The sequence below is a fragment of the Bradyrhizobium sp. IC3195 genome, assembly GCF_020193585.1.
GTDB classification, from domain to species: Bacteria; Pseudomonadota; Alphaproteobacteria; order Rhizobiales; family Xanthobacteraceae; genus Bradyrhizobium; species Bradyrhizobium yuanmingense.
Window position 1 is genome coordinate 44,066 of the sequence record NZ_JADYVG010000022.1, and the last position, 17,558, is coordinate 61,623.

The following is a 17,558-nucleotide window of genomic DNA, read 5'->3' on the forward strand; positions in this document are numbered from 1 at the left end:
AGACAGTTGGCCGGGCGCGATGGCTCTGCGCCCAACCTAGATCATTTCTTGCGGAAACGATCGAGCCGCACGACCTCGGCGCCGCCGTGGCTCGGCGGCGGCGACTCGTCGGCAGCTTCCGGCTTCTCCGCGGCAGGTGCCGGGACCGATACGGCCGATGGCGCGGGTGCTGCCGGCAGATTGTCCGGCGCGACCTCGGCGACGTCGGAGGTGTCGAACTGGAGGCCGAACTTCACGGACGGATCGAGGAAGCTCTTGATGGCACTGAACGGCACCACCAGCCGCTCCGGAATGCCGCCAAAGGACAGGCCGACCTCGAAACGATCCTCGAGCACGGTCAGGTCCCAGAACTGGTGCTGGAGGATGATCGTCATCTCCTCCGGATATTGTGCGAGCAGCCGCGGCGACAGCTTCACGCCTTCGGCCTTGGACACGAAGGTGATGAAGAAATGATGCTCGCCCGGCAGGCCATGCGCCGCGGCATCGGTCAGCACCTTCCGCAGCACGCCGCGCAGCGCATCGCGGGCCAGCACATCGTATCGGATATGATCGGTCGCCATGGTGGTCCTGTTGCATCCAAGCAGCCGGACCCTGCCGATCCGACTCGCCAAGCCGCAATAGTACCGCGCCTGACGGGCGAGCAGGAGTCCCCGCCGGGGAAGAATCAAAGAGTAAAGTGGAGGCTTCTGTTGCCAGGTGCCTCCGAACCCCGCCTAGCGGAGCTTAACCCGCTAGGACTTTAGAGTGGTCTTTCAAACTGCGTTACGCAGCCTGAGCAACCGGAGCAAAGTTGTCGTTGGCAACTATTGCAGTAGCCCGATAACGGCGGAACAATACCGGGAAAAAGTACGCCCTTTACGCCCTCGTCGATCCTATTTCGCCCCCGCCAAAGCCCAGCTTCGGGCACGCCCGATGGTGGGCTTTGGTGGAGGCGCCGGGTACCGCCCCCGGGTCCGAATGGTTTATTGCGACGACCGTTTATTTCCATAGCCGGCGAACCGGCACCCCCAATATAGGGGGCAAAGCTTTCGAAAAACAGAGGGTTGGAGGCGCGATCCCGCGGTTCCCTTTGGATAGGCTTCGGAGTGCCGGGCCTATCGCGGCTCTGGCCTTTGCCAGAGGTCGCCAGCCCGATGTGCCGAATCCTTGCGCATCTCCTGCCCGGCAGTCCCGATCGTTGCGGCCATGCGCATGATGACGCTGCTGCTCCAGCGAACGGACAATGCCAGTCTCAGCGACGTTCAATTTCCTGCGGCGGAAAGTAGCAGCGTGACGAGCCGCAAGCCGACTAGGCGCTGATCTCCACTTCGGCCCGATCTCGCTCTTCGCCGTCGCCGCTGCGCCGGCAGTGCGCGAGACCCACTGCACCGCGGTTGAGGCGAAGCACCAGAGGCCGACCAGGACACCGGTCCGACCTCGCAGGACTTGCCAGGTCCGAACGCTTATCGTGACGTTAATCGGGCCGATCCAGCAATTGCTGCACTGCGTCTGACCGCGATGGTTGCAGTGGTCGCGTCCATCTCGCGCATCAATCCCCTCTGGCTTTTGCTTGCCGCGGCGTGTTGGGTTTTGCTGGCATTGTCTGATGAAAATCGCTAGGCAGTGATCCGGGCGGGTATCCAGTTCCAGCCGATTTAGAACAACAGTGCTCGTGACTTACAGGTCGCGGAGGAGACAGGCATGGCCGACACGATGGGCCACTCAGCGACGGCCACCCGAAACACCCGGGTGGCGCTCGGCTTTTGTCTGCTGGCGATTGCGCCGCAGATTTTCGAATTGATCTGGTCGATCGGGACGATTTTCGGCTGGGGGACCGGCCGCGGTCCGGCGGCGGTCGTCACCGGTCATGCGACGGCGCTGCTGGCCGGCGCGCCGAGCGCCCTCTTCGGATCATTCGGCGGCGGCGCCAAGAAGATGTCGTCCGAGGTGCTGCTGGCGCTGATCTATTCCTATCCGCTGTTTGCGGTGGCGATCCTCACGCTGTTTATGACCATCCGCTCGGCGCAAGATTATGTCGGCGGCGTCGTGCTGATGGCCGTTGCCCTGTTTGCGCTGTGGGCATCGAGCGATTTGCAGGGCATGCGTGGCTTCTCCTTCGGTGCGGGCACTGCGCCACGTATGTTCGGCGGGCTGCTGGTTGCCCTGTCTGCCGGCATCGCCTTGACCGGCCTGATCACGGCGGGACCGGCGCTTGCGCATTATTCCTGGCGCGGGCCGCTGTTCGTGGTGGCGGCGATCCTGTTCTTCGCCCTGTCGATCCGGTCCCTCGGTCTCGTTGTCACGGCCTTCTCGAGCTTCATGATCGCGGCGACGGGCTCGCACGAGACGCGCTGGCTGGAAGCGGTGATCGTCGGCGCCTGCCTGACGGTCGGCTGCGCAATCCTGTTTCCCTATGTGCTCGGGCTGCCGATGCCGATGTATCCGCGTTTCCTGATCCAGTGAGGGCGTGATGGATATCTTTGCCAATCTTGCTCACGGCTTCGCCGTCGCGTTCACCCCGATCAACCTGTTGATGTGCCTGATCGGCGCCCTGGTCGGAACGCTGGTCGGCGTTCTCCCTGGCATCGGCACCATCGCCACCGTCGCGATGCTGCTGCCGATCACTTTCGGGCTGCCGCCGGTCGGCGCGCTGATCATGCTCGCCGGCATCTATTACGGCGCGCAATATGGCGGCTCGACCACGTCGATCCTGGTCAACATACCCGGTGAGGCGACATCGGTCGTGACCGCCATCGACGGTCACCAGATGGCCAAGCAGGGCCGCGCCGGTCCGGCGCTCGCGATCGCCGCGATCGGCTCGTTCTTCGCCGGCTGCGTTGCGACCATCCTGATCGCACTGCTCGGCGCGCCGCTGACGAAACTCGCGCTGGCGTTTGGCCCGGCCGAATATTTCTCGCTGATGGTGCTCGGCCTGATCTTCGCGGTGGTGCTGGCCAAGGGCTCGGTGCTGAAGGCGATTGCGATGATCGTGTTTGGACTGCTGCTCTCAATGGTCGGTTCAGACATCGAGACCGGCGCCTCGCGCATGGCCTTCAACATTCCCGAGCTCGCCGACGGTCTCGGCTTTGCGACCGTGGCGATGGGCGTGTTCGGCTTTGCCGAGATCATCCGCAACCTCGACCACGGCGCCGAGATGAACCGCGATCTGGTCCAGCAGAAGATCACCGGACTGATGCCCACTAGGAAGGACCTCGGCGATGCGACGCCGCCGATCCTGCGCGGCACCGTGCTCGGCTCGATCCTCGGCATCCTGCCCGGCGGCGGCGCGGTGATCGCGTCCTTCGCGGCCTACACGCTCGAGAAGAAGCTCTCAAAGACCCCGTCCCGGTTCGGCCGCGGCGCGATCGAGGGCGTGGCGGGGCCGGAGAGTGCCAACAATGCCGCGGCACAGACCTCGTTCATTCCGCTGCTCACCCTCGGCATCCCGCCGAACGCTGTGATGGCGCTGATGGTGGGCGCGATGACCATCCACGGCATCGTGCCCGGTCCGCAGGTGATGCAGAAGCAGCCGGATCTGGTCTGGGGCATGATCGCTTCGATGTGGATCGGCAATCTGATGCTGATCATCATCAACCTGCCGCTGGTCGGAATCTGGGTGCGGCTGTTGCGCGTGCCCTATCGGCTGATGTTCCCCTCGATCGTGATCTTCTGCGCGATCGGCATCTATTCGGTGAACAACGCGCCGGTCGACGTCATCCTCGCGGGCGTCTTCGGTCTCGTCGGCTATTGGCTGATCAAGCACGATTTCGAGCCGGCGCCGTTGCTGCTCGGCATGGTGCTAGGACCGCTGATGGAGGAGAACCTGCGCCGGGCGCTGCTGATCTCGCGTGGCGACTGGAGCGTGTTCCTGACGCGCCCGTTGTCGGCGGTGCTGCTTGCGGTCGCGGCAAGCCTGCTCGTCCTTACGGTGCTACCTGTATTGCGCGCCAAGCGCGACGAGGTGTTCACTGAGTCCGAGAACTGAGGTCGTGCGCGCCGAGTCGGCTCGGTCCTGCGTCGGCGCGCCGCATTCGGAAGTCGAATCGACTTGTGTTACGGCTTTGTGAAATGGAAATGCCGGCCTTTGGGCCGGCATTTTATTGTGTCCAAAGGGAGGATCGCCATGACGTTCATTCGCGCGCTTACAGGCGCATGTGCAGCAGCGATAGCATCGCTGGGCGCCTTCATCGCAACGGCTGAGGCGCAGACCTATCCGACGCGCAACATTACCGTGATCGTCCCGTTCGCAGCCGGCGGGCCGACTGACGTGATCTCACGCATCGTCACCGGGCACATGGCGCAAACGCTGGGGCAGAGCATCATCATCGAGAACGTGGTCGGTGCCGGCGGCACCACCGCCACGACGCGTGCCGCGCGTGCGGCCAACGATGGCTATACGCTAATCACCGGGCATATGGGCACGCATGCCGCCTCCGTGCCGCTCTATCCGAAGCTGGCCTATCACCCCGAGAAGGACTTCGAGCCGATCGCATTGCTGGCCGGCACGCCGATCCTGATCCTGGCGCGCAAGGACTTTCCGCCGAAGGATCTCAAGGAGTTCGTCACCTATGTGAAGGCGAATGCCGAGAAGGTGAATGCCGCGCATGCAGGCGTCGGTTCGGTTTCGCACGTCTCGTGCGAACTCCTCCACTCCATCCTCGACATCAAGCCCGTCGGCGTGCCGTTCAACGGCACGGGACCTGCGATGAACGCGCTGGTGGCGGGTCAGGTCGACTACATGTGCGACCAGATCGTCAACGCCGTCCCGCAGATCAATGCCGGCACCATCAAGGCCTATGCGATCGCCACGGCCGAACGAAACCCGTCGCTGCCGAACGTGCCGACCACGGCGGAAGCCGGCCTGCCGGCATTCCAGGCTCAGGCCTGGAACGCGATGTTCGCGCCCAAGGGAACCTCGCCCGCGATCGTGGCAAGCGTGAACGCCGCCGCCGTCAAGGCGCTCGACGACGAGACGGTGAAGAAGCGCCTGCTCGAGCTCGGCAGCGTCATCCCCGCGCCGAAGGACCGAACCCCAGAGGCGCTGGCGACCCTCGTCAAGAGCGAGATCGCGAAGTGGAGCCCGGTGCTCAAGCCGGCGAATTAAGCGAAGGCGATCAAGGCGCTAGGCGAGGGGCGGAACGCTGAGTTCCGCCCCTTGCTGTTTGTGCCGGGAACACTCACTTTTCCGGGTATAATCGACGGCGACAGCGAATCGCCGCTGTCGTAGCGCGGGGGGTGTCGTTAAGTTCGCCGCCTCCCCAAAGGCTCAGTCGCAACATGCACCAGTATCAGGACCTGCTCGAGCGGATTCTTTCCGACGGCGCCGAGAAGACCGACCGGACCGGCACCGGCACGCTCTCGGTGTTCGGCCACCAGATGCGCTTCAATTTGTCGGCCGGCTTCCCGATGCTGACGACCAAGCGGCTGCCGCTGAAGGCGATCGTGCATGAACTGCTCTGGTTCCTGAAGGGCGACACCAACATCAAATATCTGCGCGACAACGGCGTCACCATTTGGGACGAGTGGGCGGACGCCAATGGCGATCTCGGCCCGGTCTACGGCCATCAATGGCGCTCCTGGCCCACGGCCGACGGGCGCAGCATCGACCAGATCGCCAATGTCATCGACATGATCAAGCGCACGCCTGATTCCCGCCGCCTGATCGTCACCGCCTGGAATCCGGCCGACGTCGAGAAGATGGCGCTGCCGCCCTGCCACCTGCTGTTCCAGTTCTATGTCGCGAACGGCAAGCTGTCCTGCCAGCTCTATCAGCGGTCGGCCGACGTGTTTCTCGGCGTGCCCTTCAACATCGCCTCTTACGCGCTGCTCACCATGATGGTCGCGCAGGTCACAGGCCTGAAGCCCGGCGACTTCGTGCACTCGCTCGGCGACACTCATCTCTATTCCAACCATCTGGTGCAGGCGAGGCTGCAGCTCAGCCGCGCGCCGCGCGCGCTGCCGGTGATGCGGATCAATCCTGAGGTAAAGGACATCTTCTCTTTCCGCTACGAAGACTTCGAGCTCGTCGGCTACGATCCGCATCCGCACATCAAGGCGGAAGTGGCGGTCTAGCGCCCTATGTCGCTCACCATCCGCCGTGCACGGCCCGAGGAAGCCGGGCTCGTTCTCTCCTTCATCCGCGAGCTCGCCGAGTACGAAAAGCTGTCGCACGAGGTCGAAGCGACCGAGGCTGACATCGCCGACGCGCTGTTCGGCGAGAGGCCGCAGCTCTATTGCGCGATCGCGGAGTGGAACCGTGAGCCGGTCGGCTTCGCGGTGTGGTTTCTCAATTTCTCCACCTTCAGCGGCCGTCACGGCATCTATCTCGAAGATCTCTATGTGCGGCCGTCGCATCGGGGCAAGGGCCTCGGCAAGGCGCTGCTGGCCTATCTCGCCAGGGAATGCGTCGACAGCGGCTGGTCGCGCCTGCAATGGGCGGTCCTCGACTGGAACGCACCCTCGATCGCGTTCTACAAGTCGATCGGCGCGGTCATGATGGACGACTGGACGCTGTGCCGGGTCACCGGGCCTGCGCTGACCCAGCTTGCCGGGAGCTCTGCCTGATGGAGATCGTCTTCGTCGTCGCCATCGCGGAGAATGGCGTCATCGGCGCGGGCAATGCGATGCCGTGGCGATTGAAGTCCGATATGGCGCGCTTCAAAGCGCTGACGATCGGCAAGCCGGTGATCATGGGCCGCAAGACCTTCGAGACCCTGCGCCGGCCGCTGCCGGGCCGCACCAACATCGTGGTCACGCGCGATCCGGCCTATCGCGCCAATGGGGCCATCGTCACGACATCGCCAGCGGATGCGGAGGCAGTCGCGCGCGGCGACGCTCTGCGGCGTTCGGTCACTGAGATCGCGGTGATCGGCGGCGCCGAGATCTACCGGCAATGGCTCGGTCGTGCCGATCGTCTCGAGATCACCGAAGTGCACGCGCGCCCAGAAGGGGACACGCATTTTGAAATCGACAAGGCGGAATGGGACGAGGTCGAACGCATCCGCCATCCGGCCGGCCCCGACGACAGCGCCGACCTGTCCTATGTGACATATCGTCGGCGGCGCGGCCATTAACCGCTTTTGCCAATGTTTACATTGACTTTTTCGTGCCCGAGCATAGCTCGGAAGACGGTCAGGGCTGCGTTGTAAGGGACTTGCCTGTCCCCTATAAAGCCGGACCGGACAAAGCGGGCGGTGGCAATTCCACCCTGCCGAGGAGAACGTCGAATGCCGTGGAAGAATCAGGGCGGTGGCCCGTGGGGCTCGGGTCCAAAGGGACCGTGGGGCTCAGGCCCGCAACCGGTCGGGCCGAGGCCGCCGGATCTGGAAGACCTTCTGCGGCGCGGCCAGGACCGCCTCCAGCAGATCATGCCGGGCGGTTATTTCTCCGGCATCGGCATCACGCTGATCATCCTGCTGATCGTCGCATTCTGGCTGCTGTCGGGCTTCTTCCGCGTGCAGTCCGAAGAGCTCGGCGTGGTGATGCGTTTCGGCAAGCACGTCCGCACCGTGCAGCCGGGTCTGAACTATCATCTGCCTTATCCGATCGAGACCGTGCTGCTGCCGAAGGCGCTGCGCGTCAACACCACCTCGATCGGCATGACGGTGATCGAGGATCCGGCGCGGCGCGGCCGCTCCATTCGGGACGTGCCGGAAGAGAGCCTGATGCTGACCGGCGACGAGAACATCGTCGACGTTGATTTCACCGTGCTCTGGCGCATCAAGCCGGACGGTGTCGGTGATTTCCTCTTCAACATCCAGAACCCCGAGGGTACCGTGAAGGCGGTCGCCGAGAGTGCGATGCGCGAGGTGATCGGCCGGTCTCAGATCCAGCCGATCCTGACCGGAGCGCGCAACGTCACAGAGCAGAACGTGCACGAGCTGATCCAGAGGACTTTGGACAGCTATGGTGCCGGCATTCAGATCACCCAGGTGCAGATGCAGAAGGTCGATCCGCCCGCGCAGGTGATCGACGCCTTCCGCGACGTCCAGGCGGCCCGCGCCAATCAGGAGCAGCTGCAGAACGAAGCGCAGACCTATGCCAACCAGGTTGTCCCCCAGGCGCGTGGACGCGCGGCCAAGATCCAGCAGGATGCCGAAGGTTACAGGGAACAGGCTGTCGCCGAGGCCAAGGGCCAGAGTGCACGCTTCCTGAAAGTTTACGAGGAATACAAGAAGGCGCCCGACGTGACGCGTGAACGGATCTACCTGGAGACGATGGAGCGCGTGCTCGGCGGGGCCGACAAGCTCGTCTATGACGGTGGCCCCTCGGGCCAGGGCGTCGTGCCCTATCTGCCGCTTCCCGAACTGGCGCCAAAGCGGCCACCTACGACCGGTCCGCAGTCCAGCGGAGGCACCCGATGAAGTCTCCGGTCACAGGTTTTGTCACGCTGCTCTCCCTCCTGTTCGTCGTGATCGTCGGCTATATGTCGTTGTTTACCGTGCAGCAGACCGAGCAGACGATCGTGCTCCAGTTCGGCAGGCCGGTCGACGTCGTCACCGCGCCCGGCCTGCACTTCAAGGCGCCCTGGAACTCGGTGATCAACATCGACAAGCGGATTCTCGATTTGGAGAACCCGTCGCAGGAGGCGATCGCCTCCGACCAGAAGCGGCTCGTGGTCGACGCCTTCGCGCGCTACCGCATCAAGGACGCACTGCGCTTCTATCAGAGCGTCGGCTCGATCCAGGCCGCCAACATCCAGCTCACCACGCTCCTAAACGCGGCGCTGCGCCGCGTGCTCGGCGAGGTGACCTTCATCAACGTGGTGCGCGACGACCGCGAGAAGCTGATGCTGCGCATTCGCGACCAGCTCGACCGCGAGGCCGATGGCTACGGCATTCAGGTCGTCGACGTCCGGATCCGCCGCGCCGACCTGCCGGAGCAGAACAGCCAGGCGGTCTACCTGCGCATGAAGACCGAGCGTGAGCGCGAGGCCGCCGAGTTCCGGGCACAGGGTGGGCAGAAGGCCCAGGAGATCAGGTCCAGGGCCGACCGCGAGGCGACCGTCATCATCGCTGAGGCCAATTCGCAGGCTGAGCAGACCCGTGGTGCGGGCGATGCCGAACGCAACCGCCTGTTTGCAGAAGCCTACGGCAAGGACGCCGACTTCTTCGCGTTCTACCGGTCGATGACGGCCTATGAGAACGGGCTGCGTTCGAACGATACCCGCTTCCTGCTCCGGCCGGAGTCGGATTTCTTCCGGTACTTCGGTAGCCCGTCCGGCAGGACGCCAACCGAGACGCAGGCGAAGCCGTAAGCCAGACAAAGGGCGGCGGATTTCGCCGCCCTTCGTCCAGACAAGAACAGCATAGCGGGAGGTTCCAATCCGATGAGGTCCATTGCGTTCGCCGACTTCCTCATCGGCCTAGGCATCCTGTTCGTCCTCGAAGGCTTGATGTTCGCGGCCAGTCCAAACTGGATGCGCAAAGCCATGAAAAGCGCCATCGCCACGCCGGACAACATCCTGCGGGCGGTCGGGATCGGCTCGGCTGTGGCCGGCCTGGTCCTGATCTGGGTTATGCGGCGCCCGATTTAGGCCTTCGGCCCAACGCCAAAGTGAAGGCGCCAGACTGGTTTTCGCCGTATTATCGGGCTCTTGAGGCCCGTTAAGCTCCGCGCTTGCGCCGCGCCCCCGTTCGAGCGCAGTCTGGCGCCGAATCCCTTTCGCCTGGAGATCACAATGACCGCTGCCACCAATGCCCCGTCCTGCTCGCGCCGCCGCGCGCGATTTGGTGTTCGACTTGGGCTGGTTGCGCTCGCCATCGGTGCTTGCAGCGCGTTCGGCGCGCCGGCCCATGCGCGTGGACCGGATGGCATCGCCGACGTCGCCGAGAAGGTGATCGACGCGGTCGTCAACATCTCGACCTCGCAGAACGTCGAAGCCAAGGGCGGGGGCAGCAACTCGATGCCGCAGCTGCCGCCCGGTTCACCCTTCGAAGAGTTCTTCGACGATTTCTTCAAGAACCGCCGAGGGCCCGGCGGCGGCAGCAAGGGCGGCGAGAACAGCGCGCCGCGCAAGACCAATTCGCTCGGAAGCGGTTTCATCATCGACACCGCGGGCGTCGTCGTCACCAACAACCACGTCATTGCGGACGCCGACGAGATCCACGTCATCCTCAACGACGGCACCAAGATCAAGGCCGAGCTGGTCGGCGTCGACAAGAAGACCGATCTCGCTGTGCTCAGGATCAAGCCGACGAAGCCGCTGGTCGCGGTCAAGTTCGGCGACAGCGACAAGCTGCGCCTCGGCGACTGGGTGGTCGCAATCGGCAATCCCTTCAGCCTGGGAGGCACGGTGACTGCCGGCATCGTCTCGGCCAAGAACCGTGACATCTCCTCCGGGCCGTACGACAGCTACATCCAGACCGACGCATCCATCAACCGCGGCAATTCCGGCGGCCCGCTGTTCAATCTCGACGGCGACGTCATCGGCGTCAACACGCTGATCATCTCGCCGTCCGGCGGCTCCATTGGCATCGGCTTTGCCGTGCCGTCGAAGACGGTGGTGGGCGTCGTCGACCAGCTCCGCCAGTTCGGCGAGCTGCGCCGCGGCTGGCTCGGCGTGCGCATCCAGAGCGTCACCGACGAGATCGCCGAAAGCCTCAACATCAAGCCCGCGCGGGGCGCGCTGGTCGCCGGTGTCGACGACAAGGGCCCGGCCAAGCCCGCCGGCATCGAGCCCGGCGACGTCGTCGTCAAGTTCGACGGCAAGGACGTCAAGGACCCGAAGGACCTGTCCCGCGTCGTCGCCGACACCGCGGTCGGCAAGGAGGTCGACGTCGTCATCATCCGCAAGGGCAAGGAAGAGATCAAGAAGGTCACGCTCGGCCGCCTGCAGGATCCCGACAAGGTGCAGGCCGCCGTGAAGACCGACGAGCCGGCGCCGGAGAAGCCGGTGACGCAGAAAGCGCTGGGCCTCGATCTTGCTACGCTGAGCAAGGATCTGCGCACGCGCTACAAGATCAAGGACAGCGTCAAGGGCGTGGTCGTCACCAATGTCGACACCAATTCGGACGCCGCCGAGAAGCGCCTGTCCGCCGGCGACGTCATCGTCGAGGTGGCGCAGGAGGCGGTGTCGAGCGGCGCCGACATCCAGAAGCGGGTCGATCAGCTCAAGAAGGACGGCAAGAAATCAGTGCTGCTGCTGGTCTCGAACGGCGAGGGCGAGCTGCGGTTCGTCGCGCTGAGCGTGCAGTAGTGGGCGCTGTTCGCGCCACATTCAACTGTCATGCCCCGCGAAGGCGGGGCATCCAGTACGCCGCGGCTTCTCGGTTCTAGCTTCGCTGTCTCTGGAATACTGGATCGCCCGCCTTCGAAGGCGATGACAGAGAGAGGGGAGGCTTTACCCCTCCACGAACTCGTCCCGCCGATACCCCTGCGCATACAGCAGCGCAGTGAGATCGCCGTGATCGATCCGCGCGGCCGCGGCGGCAGCCACCGCCGGCTTGGCGTGATAGGCCACGCCCAGACCCGCGGCCTGGATCATCGCGAGATCGTTGGCGCCGTCGCCGACCACGACCGAGTCGATGTCGTCGAGATCGAACGATTCCATCAGGTCCACCAAGGTCGCGAGCTTCGCCGCGCGGCCCAGGATCGGCTCCTTCACTTCCCCGGTGAACTTGCCGTCGCGCACGACGAGCTCGTTGGCGCGGTTCTCCTGGAAACCTATCTTGGCGGCGACCGCGCTCGTGAATAGCGTAAAGCCGCCAGAGACGAGGCAGGTATAGGCGCCGTTCGCGCGCATGGTGGCGACCAGCTCGCGGCCGCCCGGCGTCAGCGTGATGCGCTTGGCCAGGACTTCGTCGACTGCGCTGGCGGGCAGGTCCTTGAGCAGCGCGACGCGCTCGCGCAGCGCCGGCTCGAACTCGATCTCGCCGCGCATCGCACGCTCGGTGATGGCAGCGACATGCGCCTTGACCCCGACGAAATCGGCGAGCTCGTCGATGCATTCCTGGCCGATCATGGTGGAATCCATGTCGGCGAGAAAAAGCTTCTTGCGCCGGAAGCCGACAGGCTGCACGACGATGTCGATGGGCAAATCGCCGCGGAGCTCGCGGAGCCGCTGCTCGATGGCGTTGCGGTCGCCTTCGAGGTTACTGTCCGCGCCGAAGGGGATGTCGACCGCAACCCCGTCGAACAGCCAGTGCGCGGGCGCCGCCTGCGGCAGCACGGCGCGGGCGCCATCGACGATGGTCGAGTCGAGCGCGGGATTGTCAGGGTTGCAGATCAGCGTGGCGACGAGGGACATTTGAGGTTTTCGTGAGCGAGGGGTATTCCAGCAAGGCCGTGCTTATCGCAGGCCCGACCGCCAGCGGCAAGTCGGCGCTGGCGCTGGAGCTTGCGCGTGCCGCCGGCGGCGTCGTCATCAATGCCGATTCCATGCAGGTCTATCGTGACCTCCGCATCATCACGGCGCGGCCGACCGCAGCGGACGAGGCGCTCGCGCCGCATCGTCTCTATGGCCACGTCGATGCCGCCGTGAATTTCTCGGCCGGTGCCTGGGTAAGCGATGCGGCGAAGGCGCTCGACGAGGCGAGGGCGCAGCGACAGCTGCCGATCATCATTGGCGGCACCGGGCTCTATTTCAAGGCGCTGACCACAGGTCTCTCCGCGGTGCCGCCGATCCCCGCCGAGCTGCGCGAGGATGTGCGCGCGCGGCTGGAACGGAACGGCGTCGAAGCGCTGCACGCGGAACTCGCAGTCCGCGATCCGCGCGCGGCCGAGCGATTGAACCTGCGCGACCGCACCCGCATCGCCCGCGCGCTCGAGGTGATCGAGGCAACCGGCCGTTCGCTGCTCGATTGGCAGCGGGAGGGACAGCCACCGCTGCTGCCCAAGGACAGATTTCGCGCGGTCTTCCTCGCACCCGAGCGTGACGAGCTCTATGCCCGCATCGATGCCCGTTTCGATGCCATGCTGGGCGCCGGCGCGCTCGAGGAGGTCGAGCGGCTCGCCGCCAGGCATCTCGATCCGCTGCTGCCGGCCATGAAGGCCCATGGCGTGCCATCCTTGATCCGGCACCTGCGCGGCGAGCTCAGCCTGGAGGAGGCCGCCAGCATTGGCCGCGCCGATACCCGCCATTACGCCAAGCGGCAATTCACCTGGTTCCGGCACCAGCTGCCGGACTTCGAATGGGTGAGGCCGGAGCAAGCGAGCGGATGGCTCGCCGCGGCCGTGCCGGCGGAACGGCGCACCGACTGACGCGCTTTTGTGCCGGGTTCCCGAATTTACCTCTCGCCGAACCCGGGGAACACCGCTACACTGCCGAAATCGCGCGGGAACGGCCGCATTGCCTTGACATCCAAGGTTTGGCCGCTATGTTTCGCGCAACCTTTGGGAAGCCGAGCGCCCGCCATGCGTAACATTATTACCAAACTCCTTATCGCCGTCGTACCCAGGCACACCGCCGGGGGTGGCTAGCTGCCATCCACATGACAGGCGGTGTGCATGGGCCCTCTTCGGGGCCTTTTTTATTTCCCGAACCCGACACGAATGAAGCCGCTGACAACAGCGCATCCGGAGCAAGCCAATGAGCGACAAGAGCCACGATCCGAACCAGATGACCGGCGCCGCGATGATCGTCCGCGCACTCATCGATCACGGCGTGACCGACATTTTCGGCTATCCCGGCGGCGCGGTGCTTCCGATCTATGACGAGATCTTCCAGCAGAGCGAGGTCCAGCACATCCTGGTCCGCCACGAACAGGGCGCGGGCCATGCCGCCGAGGGCTATGCGCGTTCCACCGGCAAGCCGGGCGTTGCGCTGGTGACCTCCGGCCCCGGCGCTACCAACATGGTGACGCCGCTGACGGATGCGCTGATGGACTCCATTCCGCTGGTCTGTATCTCCGGCCAGGTGCCGACGCATCTGATCGGCAACGACGCGTTCCAGGAATGCGACACCGTCGGTATCACGCGGCCCTGCACCAAGCACAATTGGCTGGTGCGCGACGTCAACGATCTCGCCAAGGTGCTGCATGAGGCCTTCTACGTCGCCACCTCGGGCCGTCCGGGCCCGGTGCTGGTCGACGTTCCCAAGGACGTGCAGTTCGCCACCGGCACTTACCATCCCCCGCGCAAGTCCGACGTGCACCGCTCCTACGCGCCGCGCGTGAAGGGCGATGCGACGCAGATCCGCAAGGCGGTCTCGCTGCTCGCGAACGCCAAGCGTCCCGTGATCTACAGCGGCGGCGGCGTCATCAATTCCGGCTCCGAGGCGACCAGGCTTTTGCGCGAGCTGGTTGAGGTCACCGGCTTCCCGATCACCTCGACGCTGATGGGCCTCGGCGCCTATCCGGCGTCGGGCAAGAACTGGCTCGGCATGCTCGGCATGCACGGCACCTATGAAGCCAACATGACCATGCATGATTGCGACGTCATGCTGTGCGTCGGCGCGCGCTTCGACGACCGCATCACCGGCCGCGTCGATGCGTTTTCGCCCGGCTCGAAGAAGATCCACATCGACATCGATCCGTCCTCGATCAACAAGAACATCCGCGTCGACGTGCCGATCATCGGCGATTGCGGCAACGTCCTCGGCGACATCCTCCAGGTGTTCAAGGCGGAGGCGAAGAAGCCTGACATCAAGTCGTGGTGGCAGCAGATTGCGCAATGGCGCGCCCGCAACTCGCTCTATTACAAGAAGAGCAGCGACGTCATCCTGCCGCAACACGCGATCCAGGCCTTGTTCGAGCAGACGCGCGGCAAGGATACCTACATCACGACCGAGGTCGGCCAGCATCAGATGTGGGCGGCGCAGTTCTACGGCTTCGAGGAGCCGCATCGCTGGATGACCTCGGGCGGTCTCGGCACCATGGGCTACGGCCTGCCGGCCGCGGTCGGCGTTCAGGTTGCCCATCCCGACAGCCTCGTCATCGACATTGCCGGCGATGCCTCGGTGCAGATGACGATGCAGGAGATGTCGACGGCGGTTCAGTACGAGCTGCCGATCAAGATCTTCATCCTGAACAACCAGTACATGGGCATGGTGCGCCAGTGGCAGCAGCTGTTGCACGGCAACCGGTTGTCGCATTCCTATTCCGAAGCGCTGCCGGATTTCGTCAAGCTCGCGGAGGCCTACGGCGCCGTCGGGCTTCAGGTGCACAAGCCGGCCGATCTCGATGGCGCCATCAAGGAGATGATCTCGGTCAAGCGCCCGGTGCTGTTCGACTGCCGCGTCGCGGCGCTCGAAAACTGCTTCCCGATGATCCCCTCCGGCAAGGCCCACAACGAGATGCTGCTGCCGGAGCAGGCCAACGACGAGGCGACTGCGAAGGCATTCGCCGGGGGCAAGGCGTTGGTGTGACGCCATGTTCGACCTGAACGAACTCGAGCGCGCACATGCGATCGTGGGGCAGGCGGTGCCGGCGACGCCGGCGCATGCTTGGCCGTTGCTCAGCCGCCGGCTCGGCACCGCGGTAGTGGTCAAGCACGAGAACCACACGCCGACCGGCGCCTTCAAGGTGCGTGGCGGCCTGGTCTATCTCGATCGGCTGAAGCGAGAGCGGCCGAACGTGCCGGGCATCATCTCGGCCACCCGCGGCAATCATGGCCAAAGTCTTGCTTTCGCGGCGCGGCGTCACGGCGTGCCCGCCGTGATCTACGTGCCAAAAAGCAATTCGGTTGAGAAGAACCATGCCATGCGCGCGTTCGGCGCCGATCTGGTCGAGCACGGCGACGATTTCCAGCTGGCGCGCGAAGAAGCCGGGCGCCGCGCGCAGTTCGAAGGCCTGCATATGGTGCCGTCGTTCCACCCTGACCTCGTGCTGGGGGTGGCGACCTACGCACTGGAACTGTTCCGCGCGGTGCCCGATCTCGACGTGCTCTACGTTCCGATCGGGCAGGGCTCCGGTATCAGCGCCTGCATCCTGGTGCGCGACTTGCTGGGCCTGAAGACGGAGATCATCGGTGTGCAATCGACCGAGGCGCCGTCATATGCGCTTTCGTTCGCGGCCGGCAAGGTCGTAACGACCGAGACCAGTGACACGCTGGCCGATGGCGTGGCGACACGCTTTCCGGACGCGGAAGCTGTTGCGCTTGTTTGCAAAGGCGCTTCGCGCATCGTCCAGGTTACGGACGATGAGATTGCGCTCGCGATCCGCGCCTATTGGACCGATACGCACAATCTCGCCGAAGGCGCCGGCGCCGCCGCGCTGGCGGCGGCGCTGCAGGAAAAGAGCAAGCTGAAGGGCAAGCGCGTCGGTCTCGTGCTGTCCGGCGGCAATATCGATTTCGATCTGTTCCGCCGTTGGGTCGGGACGGACGCGCCCGCGACGGCGTGACGGAGAGACAGAGGGGACGACAATGAACCAGCCCGCATCCGCCTATTTCATCGAGGACCGTCACGATCCCAACGAGACGCATACGCTTGCGGTGCTCGTGCAGAACGAGCCGGGCGTGCTCGCGCGCGTCATCGGCCTGTTCTCGGGGCGCGGCTACAACATCGAGAGCCTCACGGTCTCGGAGACCGAGGCCCAGAAGCACCTGTCGCGCATCACCATCGTCACCACGGGCACGCCGATGGTGATCGCGCAGATCAAGAACCAGCTCGACCGCATGATCCCGGTGTACCAGGTCGTCGACATGACCCAGACCAAGCGCTCGATCGAGCGCGAGTTGGCGATGGTCAAGGTGCGCGGGCAGGGCGAGCATCGGGTCGAGGCGCTCAGGCTGGCCGACGCGTTCCGCGCCCGTGTGATCGACGCCACCACCGAGAGCTTTGTGTTCGAGATCACAGGCAATACGGACAAGATCAATCAATATATCGATCTGATGCGCCCGCTCGGCCTCGTCGAGGTGTCGCGCACGGGTGTTGCCGCGATCGGTCGCGGGCCTGAAGGGATGTGAGCCATGTTGGCGCGCGACTGGTACTACAACGAGCGGAACCGGATGGGGATCGAACCCGCTGTGGCCTCGATCTACGACAACCATGACGATGCCGATCTGCGCGCGCGCGCCGCGCTGAAGATGCTCGGGGTCCAGCGCGGCTGGCGCATCGCCGATATCGGCTGCGGCAACGGCGTGCTCGCCACCGAAGCGGCGTTGATGGGGGCCGACGTCGACGCCATCGACATTTCCCCGGCCATGCTGGCGCTCGCCGAGATCTACGCCCGCGACCGCAAGGCGCCTGTGCGCACCCAATCCGCCGGCCTGCTCAGCTTCGCCTACCGGCCCGAGTCTTACGATCTCATCGTCAGCGAGTTCACGCTGCACCATCTGCCGGATTTCTGGAAGGCGGTGGCAATGTCGCGGATTTTTCGCGCGCTCAAGCCCGGAGCGACGTTTTATCTCCGGGACATTGTTTACTCTTCGATGCCCGACGCGATCGAGCGTGACGTCGAGCAATGGGCCGACTTCCAGATCAAGAACCACGATTTCTCCCGCGAGGGCGTGGTGACCCACATGCGCGACGAATATTCCACCTTCGGCTGGGTGATGGAGCGGATGCTGACCGACGTCGGCTTCACCCTGGTCGCGGCCGACTACCACGCGCCGATGCACGGCACGTATCTGCTGCGAAAACCGAAAGCCGGCGAGCAAGGCTAGACCAAAACAACAAACAGGGCTGCGAGACAAAGCAG

17 protein-coding genes and 1 other RNA gene are annotated in these 17,558 nt (G+C 64.6%); 15 read left to right on the top strand and 3 right to left on the bottom strand.

Annotation, left to right across the window (positions count from 1 at the left end; translation table 11 throughout):
* Positions 1–41: 41 nt before the first annotated feature.
* Together I6F09_RS30200 and ssrA are read right to left on the bottom strand one after the other, a co-directional pair.
* Entirely contained in the window at positions 42–560 is a 519-nt protein-coding gene (locus I6F09_RS30200) for a ClpXP protease specificity-enhancing factor SspB (protein ID WP_036024975.1), read from the bottom strand.
* Between the two features lie 115 nt (positions 561–675).
* Positions 676–1,042: a transfer-messenger RNA gene (gene ssrA, locus I6F09_RS30205) on the bottom strand.
* 638 nt (positions 1,043–1,680) lie between these two features.
* On the opposite strand from ssrA, the gene I6F09_RS30210 reads away from it, so the two are divergent.
* The 10 genes from I6F09_RS30210 to I6F09_RS30255 all read left to right on the top strand — a co-directional run bounded on the left by I6F09_RS30210 (position 1,681) and on the right by I6F09_RS30255 (position 11,176).
* The gene (locus I6F09_RS30210) at positions 1,681–2,442 is read left to right on the top strand and encodes a tripartite tricarboxylate transporter TctB family protein (protein WP_036024976.1); all 762 of its coding nucleotides are present in this window, start codon (positions 1,681–1,683) and stop codon (positions 2,440–2,442) included.
* A 7-nt stretch (positions 2,443–2,449) separates the two neighbouring features.
* Positions 2,450–3,964: a tripartite tricarboxylate transporter permease gene (locus I6F09_RS30215; RefSeq protein WP_036006571.1), complete on the top strand. Its 1,515-nt coding sequence runs from the start codon at positions 2,450–2,452 to the stop codon at positions 3,962–3,964.
* 138 nt (positions 3,965–4,102) lie between these two features.
* Positions 4,103–5,083 (top strand): tripartite tricarboxylate transporter substrate binding protein BugD, encoded by a 981-nt coding sequence (locus I6F09_RS30220; protein WP_025038037.1) that lies wholly within the window; start codon positions 4,103–4,105, stop codon positions 5,081–5,083.
* A gap of 173 nt (positions 5,084–5,256) precedes the next feature.
* Positions 5,257–6,051 (top strand): thymidylate synthase, encoded by a 795-nt coding sequence (locus tag I6F09_RS30225; RefSeq protein ID WP_225150306.1) that lies wholly within the window; start codon positions 5,257–5,259, stop codon positions 6,049–6,051.
* Positions 6,052–6,057: 6 nt separating this feature from the next.
* A complete protein-coding gene (locus I6F09_RS30230) occupies positions 6,058–6,543 on the top strand; it encodes a GNAT family N-acetyltransferase (protein WP_036006580.1) in 486 nt (161 codons plus the stop codon).
* Positions 6,543–7,052, top strand: a complete 510-nt coding sequence (locus I6F09_RS30235) for a dihydrofolate reductase (RefSeq protein WP_109144932.1) — start codon at positions 6,543–6,545, stop codon at positions 7,050–7,052. The genes I6F09_RS30230 and I6F09_RS30235 overlap by 1 nt, the downstream gene beginning before the upstream one ends.
* A gap of 153 nt (positions 7,053–7,205) precedes the next feature.
* On the top strand, positions 7,206–8,342 hold the full coding sequence (gene hflK, locus I6F09_RS30240; RefSeq protein ID WP_036006585.1) for an FtsH protease activity modulator HflK: 1,137 nt from the start codon (positions 7,206–7,208) through the stop codon (positions 8,340–8,342).
* A complete protein-coding gene (locus I6F09_RS30245; protein ID WP_109144931.1) occupies positions 8,339–9,235 on the top strand; it encodes a protease modulator HflC in 897 nt (298 codons plus the stop codon). The genes hflK and I6F09_RS30245 overlap by 4 nt, the downstream gene beginning before the upstream one ends.
* 72 nt (positions 9,236–9,307) lie before the next feature.
* On the top strand, positions 9,308–9,514 hold the full coding sequence (locus I6F09_RS30250) for a DUF2065 domain-containing protein (RefSeq protein ID WP_025038031.1): 207 nt from the start codon (positions 9,308–9,310) through the stop codon (positions 9,512–9,514).
* Between the two features lie 144 nt (positions 9,515–9,658).
* Positions 9,659–11,176, top strand: a complete 1,518-nt coding sequence (locus tag I6F09_RS30255) for a Do family serine endopeptidase (protein ID WP_036006591.1) — start codon at positions 9,659–9,661, stop codon at positions 11,174–11,176.
* Between the two features lie 144 nt (positions 11,177–11,320).
* Here the strand turns inward: I6F09_RS30255 and serB are convergent, their stop codons facing one another.
* A complete protein-coding gene (gene serB, locus I6F09_RS30260; RefSeq protein ID WP_074448134.1) occupies positions 11,321–12,226 on the bottom strand; it encodes a phosphoserine phosphatase SerB in 906 nt (301 codons plus the stop codon).
* Between the two features lie 11 nt (positions 12,227–12,237).
* On the opposite strand from serB, the gene miaA reads away from it, so the two are divergent.
* The 5 genes from miaA (at position 12,238) to I6F09_RS30285 (ending at position 17,523) form a co-directional block, all read left to right on the top strand.
* A complete protein-coding gene (gene miaA, locus I6F09_RS30265) occupies positions 12,238–13,179 on the top strand; it encodes a tRNA (adenosine(37)-N6)-dimethylallyltransferase MiaA (protein WP_225189714.1) in 942 nt (313 codons plus the stop codon).
* A gap of 328 nt (positions 13,180–13,507) precedes the next feature.
* Positions 13,508–15,283: an acetolactate synthase 3 large subunit gene (locus I6F09_RS30270; protein ID WP_225189715.1), complete on the top strand. Its 1,776-nt coding sequence runs from the start codon at positions 13,508–13,510 to the stop codon at positions 15,281–15,283.
* A 4-nt stretch (positions 15,284–15,287) separates the two neighbouring features.
* Positions 15,288–16,259 (top strand): threonine dehydratase, encoded by a 972-nt coding sequence (locus I6F09_RS30275; RefSeq protein ID WP_225189716.1) that lies wholly within the window; start codon positions 15,288–15,290, stop codon positions 16,257–16,259.
* Between the two features lie 22 nt (positions 16,260–16,281).
* Positions 16,282–16,824, top strand: a complete 543-nt coding sequence (gene ilvN / locus I6F09_RS30280) for an acetolactate synthase small subunit (RefSeq protein ID WP_018640841.1) — start codon at positions 16,282–16,284, stop codon at positions 16,822–16,824.
* Between the two features lie 3 nt (positions 16,825–16,827).
* Positions 16,828–17,523: a class I SAM-dependent methyltransferase gene (locus tag I6F09_RS30285; protein ID WP_036006616.1), complete on the top strand. Its 696-nt coding sequence runs from the start codon at positions 16,828–16,830 to the stop codon at positions 17,521–17,523.
* The last annotated feature ends 35 nt before the right edge of the window (positions 17,524–17,558 follow it).

Coding starts and splice junctions, on each gene's coding strand:
- I6F09_RS30200 (WP_036024975.1), bottom strand. CDS start 560: ATGGCGACCGATCATATCCGATACGATGTGCTGGCCCGCGATGCGCTG.
- I6F09_RS30210 (WP_036024976.1), top strand. CDS start 1,681: ATGGCCGACACGATGGGCCACTCAGCGACGGCCACCCGAAACACCCGG.
- I6F09_RS30215 (WP_036006571.1), top strand. CDS start 2,450: ATGGATATCTTTGCCAATCTTGCTCACGGCTTCGCCGTCGCGTTCACC.
- I6F09_RS30220 (WP_025038037.1), top strand. CDS start 4,103: ATGACGTTCATTCGCGCGCTTACAGGCGCATGTGCAGCAGCGATAGCA.
- I6F09_RS30225 (WP_225150306.1), top strand. CDS start 5,257: ATGCACCAGTATCAGGACCTGCTCGAGCGGATTCTTTCCGACGGCGCC.
- I6F09_RS30230 (WP_036006580.1), top strand. CDS start 6,058: ATGTCGCTCACCATCCGCCGTGCACGGCCCGAGGAAGCCGGGCTCGTT.
- I6F09_RS30235 (WP_109144932.1), top strand. CDS start 6,543: ATGGAGATCGTCTTCGTCGTCGCCATCGCGGAGAATGGCGTCATCGGC.
- hflK (WP_036006585.1), top strand. CDS start 7,206: ATGCCGTGGAAGAATCAGGGCGGTGGCCCGTGGGGCTCGGGTCCAAAG.
- I6F09_RS30245 (WP_109144931.1), top strand. CDS start 8,339: ATGAAGTCTCCGGTCACAGGTTTTGTCACGCTGCTCTCCCTCCTGTTC.
- I6F09_RS30250 (WP_025038031.1), top strand. CDS start 9,308: ATGAGGTCCATTGCGTTCGCCGACTTCCTCATCGGCCTAGGCATCCTG.
- I6F09_RS30255 (WP_036006591.1), top strand. CDS start 9,659: ATGACCGCTGCCACCAATGCCCCGTCCTGCTCGCGCCGCCGCGCGCGA.
- serB (WP_074448134.1), bottom strand. CDS start 12,226: ATGTCCCTCGTCGCCACGCTGATCTGCAACCCTGACAATCCCGCGCTC.
- I6F09_RS30270 (WP_225189715.1), top strand. CDS start 13,508: ATGAGCGACAAGAGCCACGATCCGAACCAGATGACCGGCGCCGCGATG.
- I6F09_RS30275 (WP_225189716.1), top strand. CDS start 15,288: ATGTTCGACCTGAACGAACTCGAGCGCGCACATGCGATCGTGGGGCAG.
- ilvN (WP_018640841.1), top strand. CDS start 16,282: ATGAACCAGCCCGCATCCGCCTATTTCATCGAGGACCGTCACGATCCC.
- I6F09_RS30285 (WP_036006616.1), top strand. CDS start 16,828: ATGTTGGCGCGCGACTGGTACTACAACGAGCGGAACCGGATGGGGATC.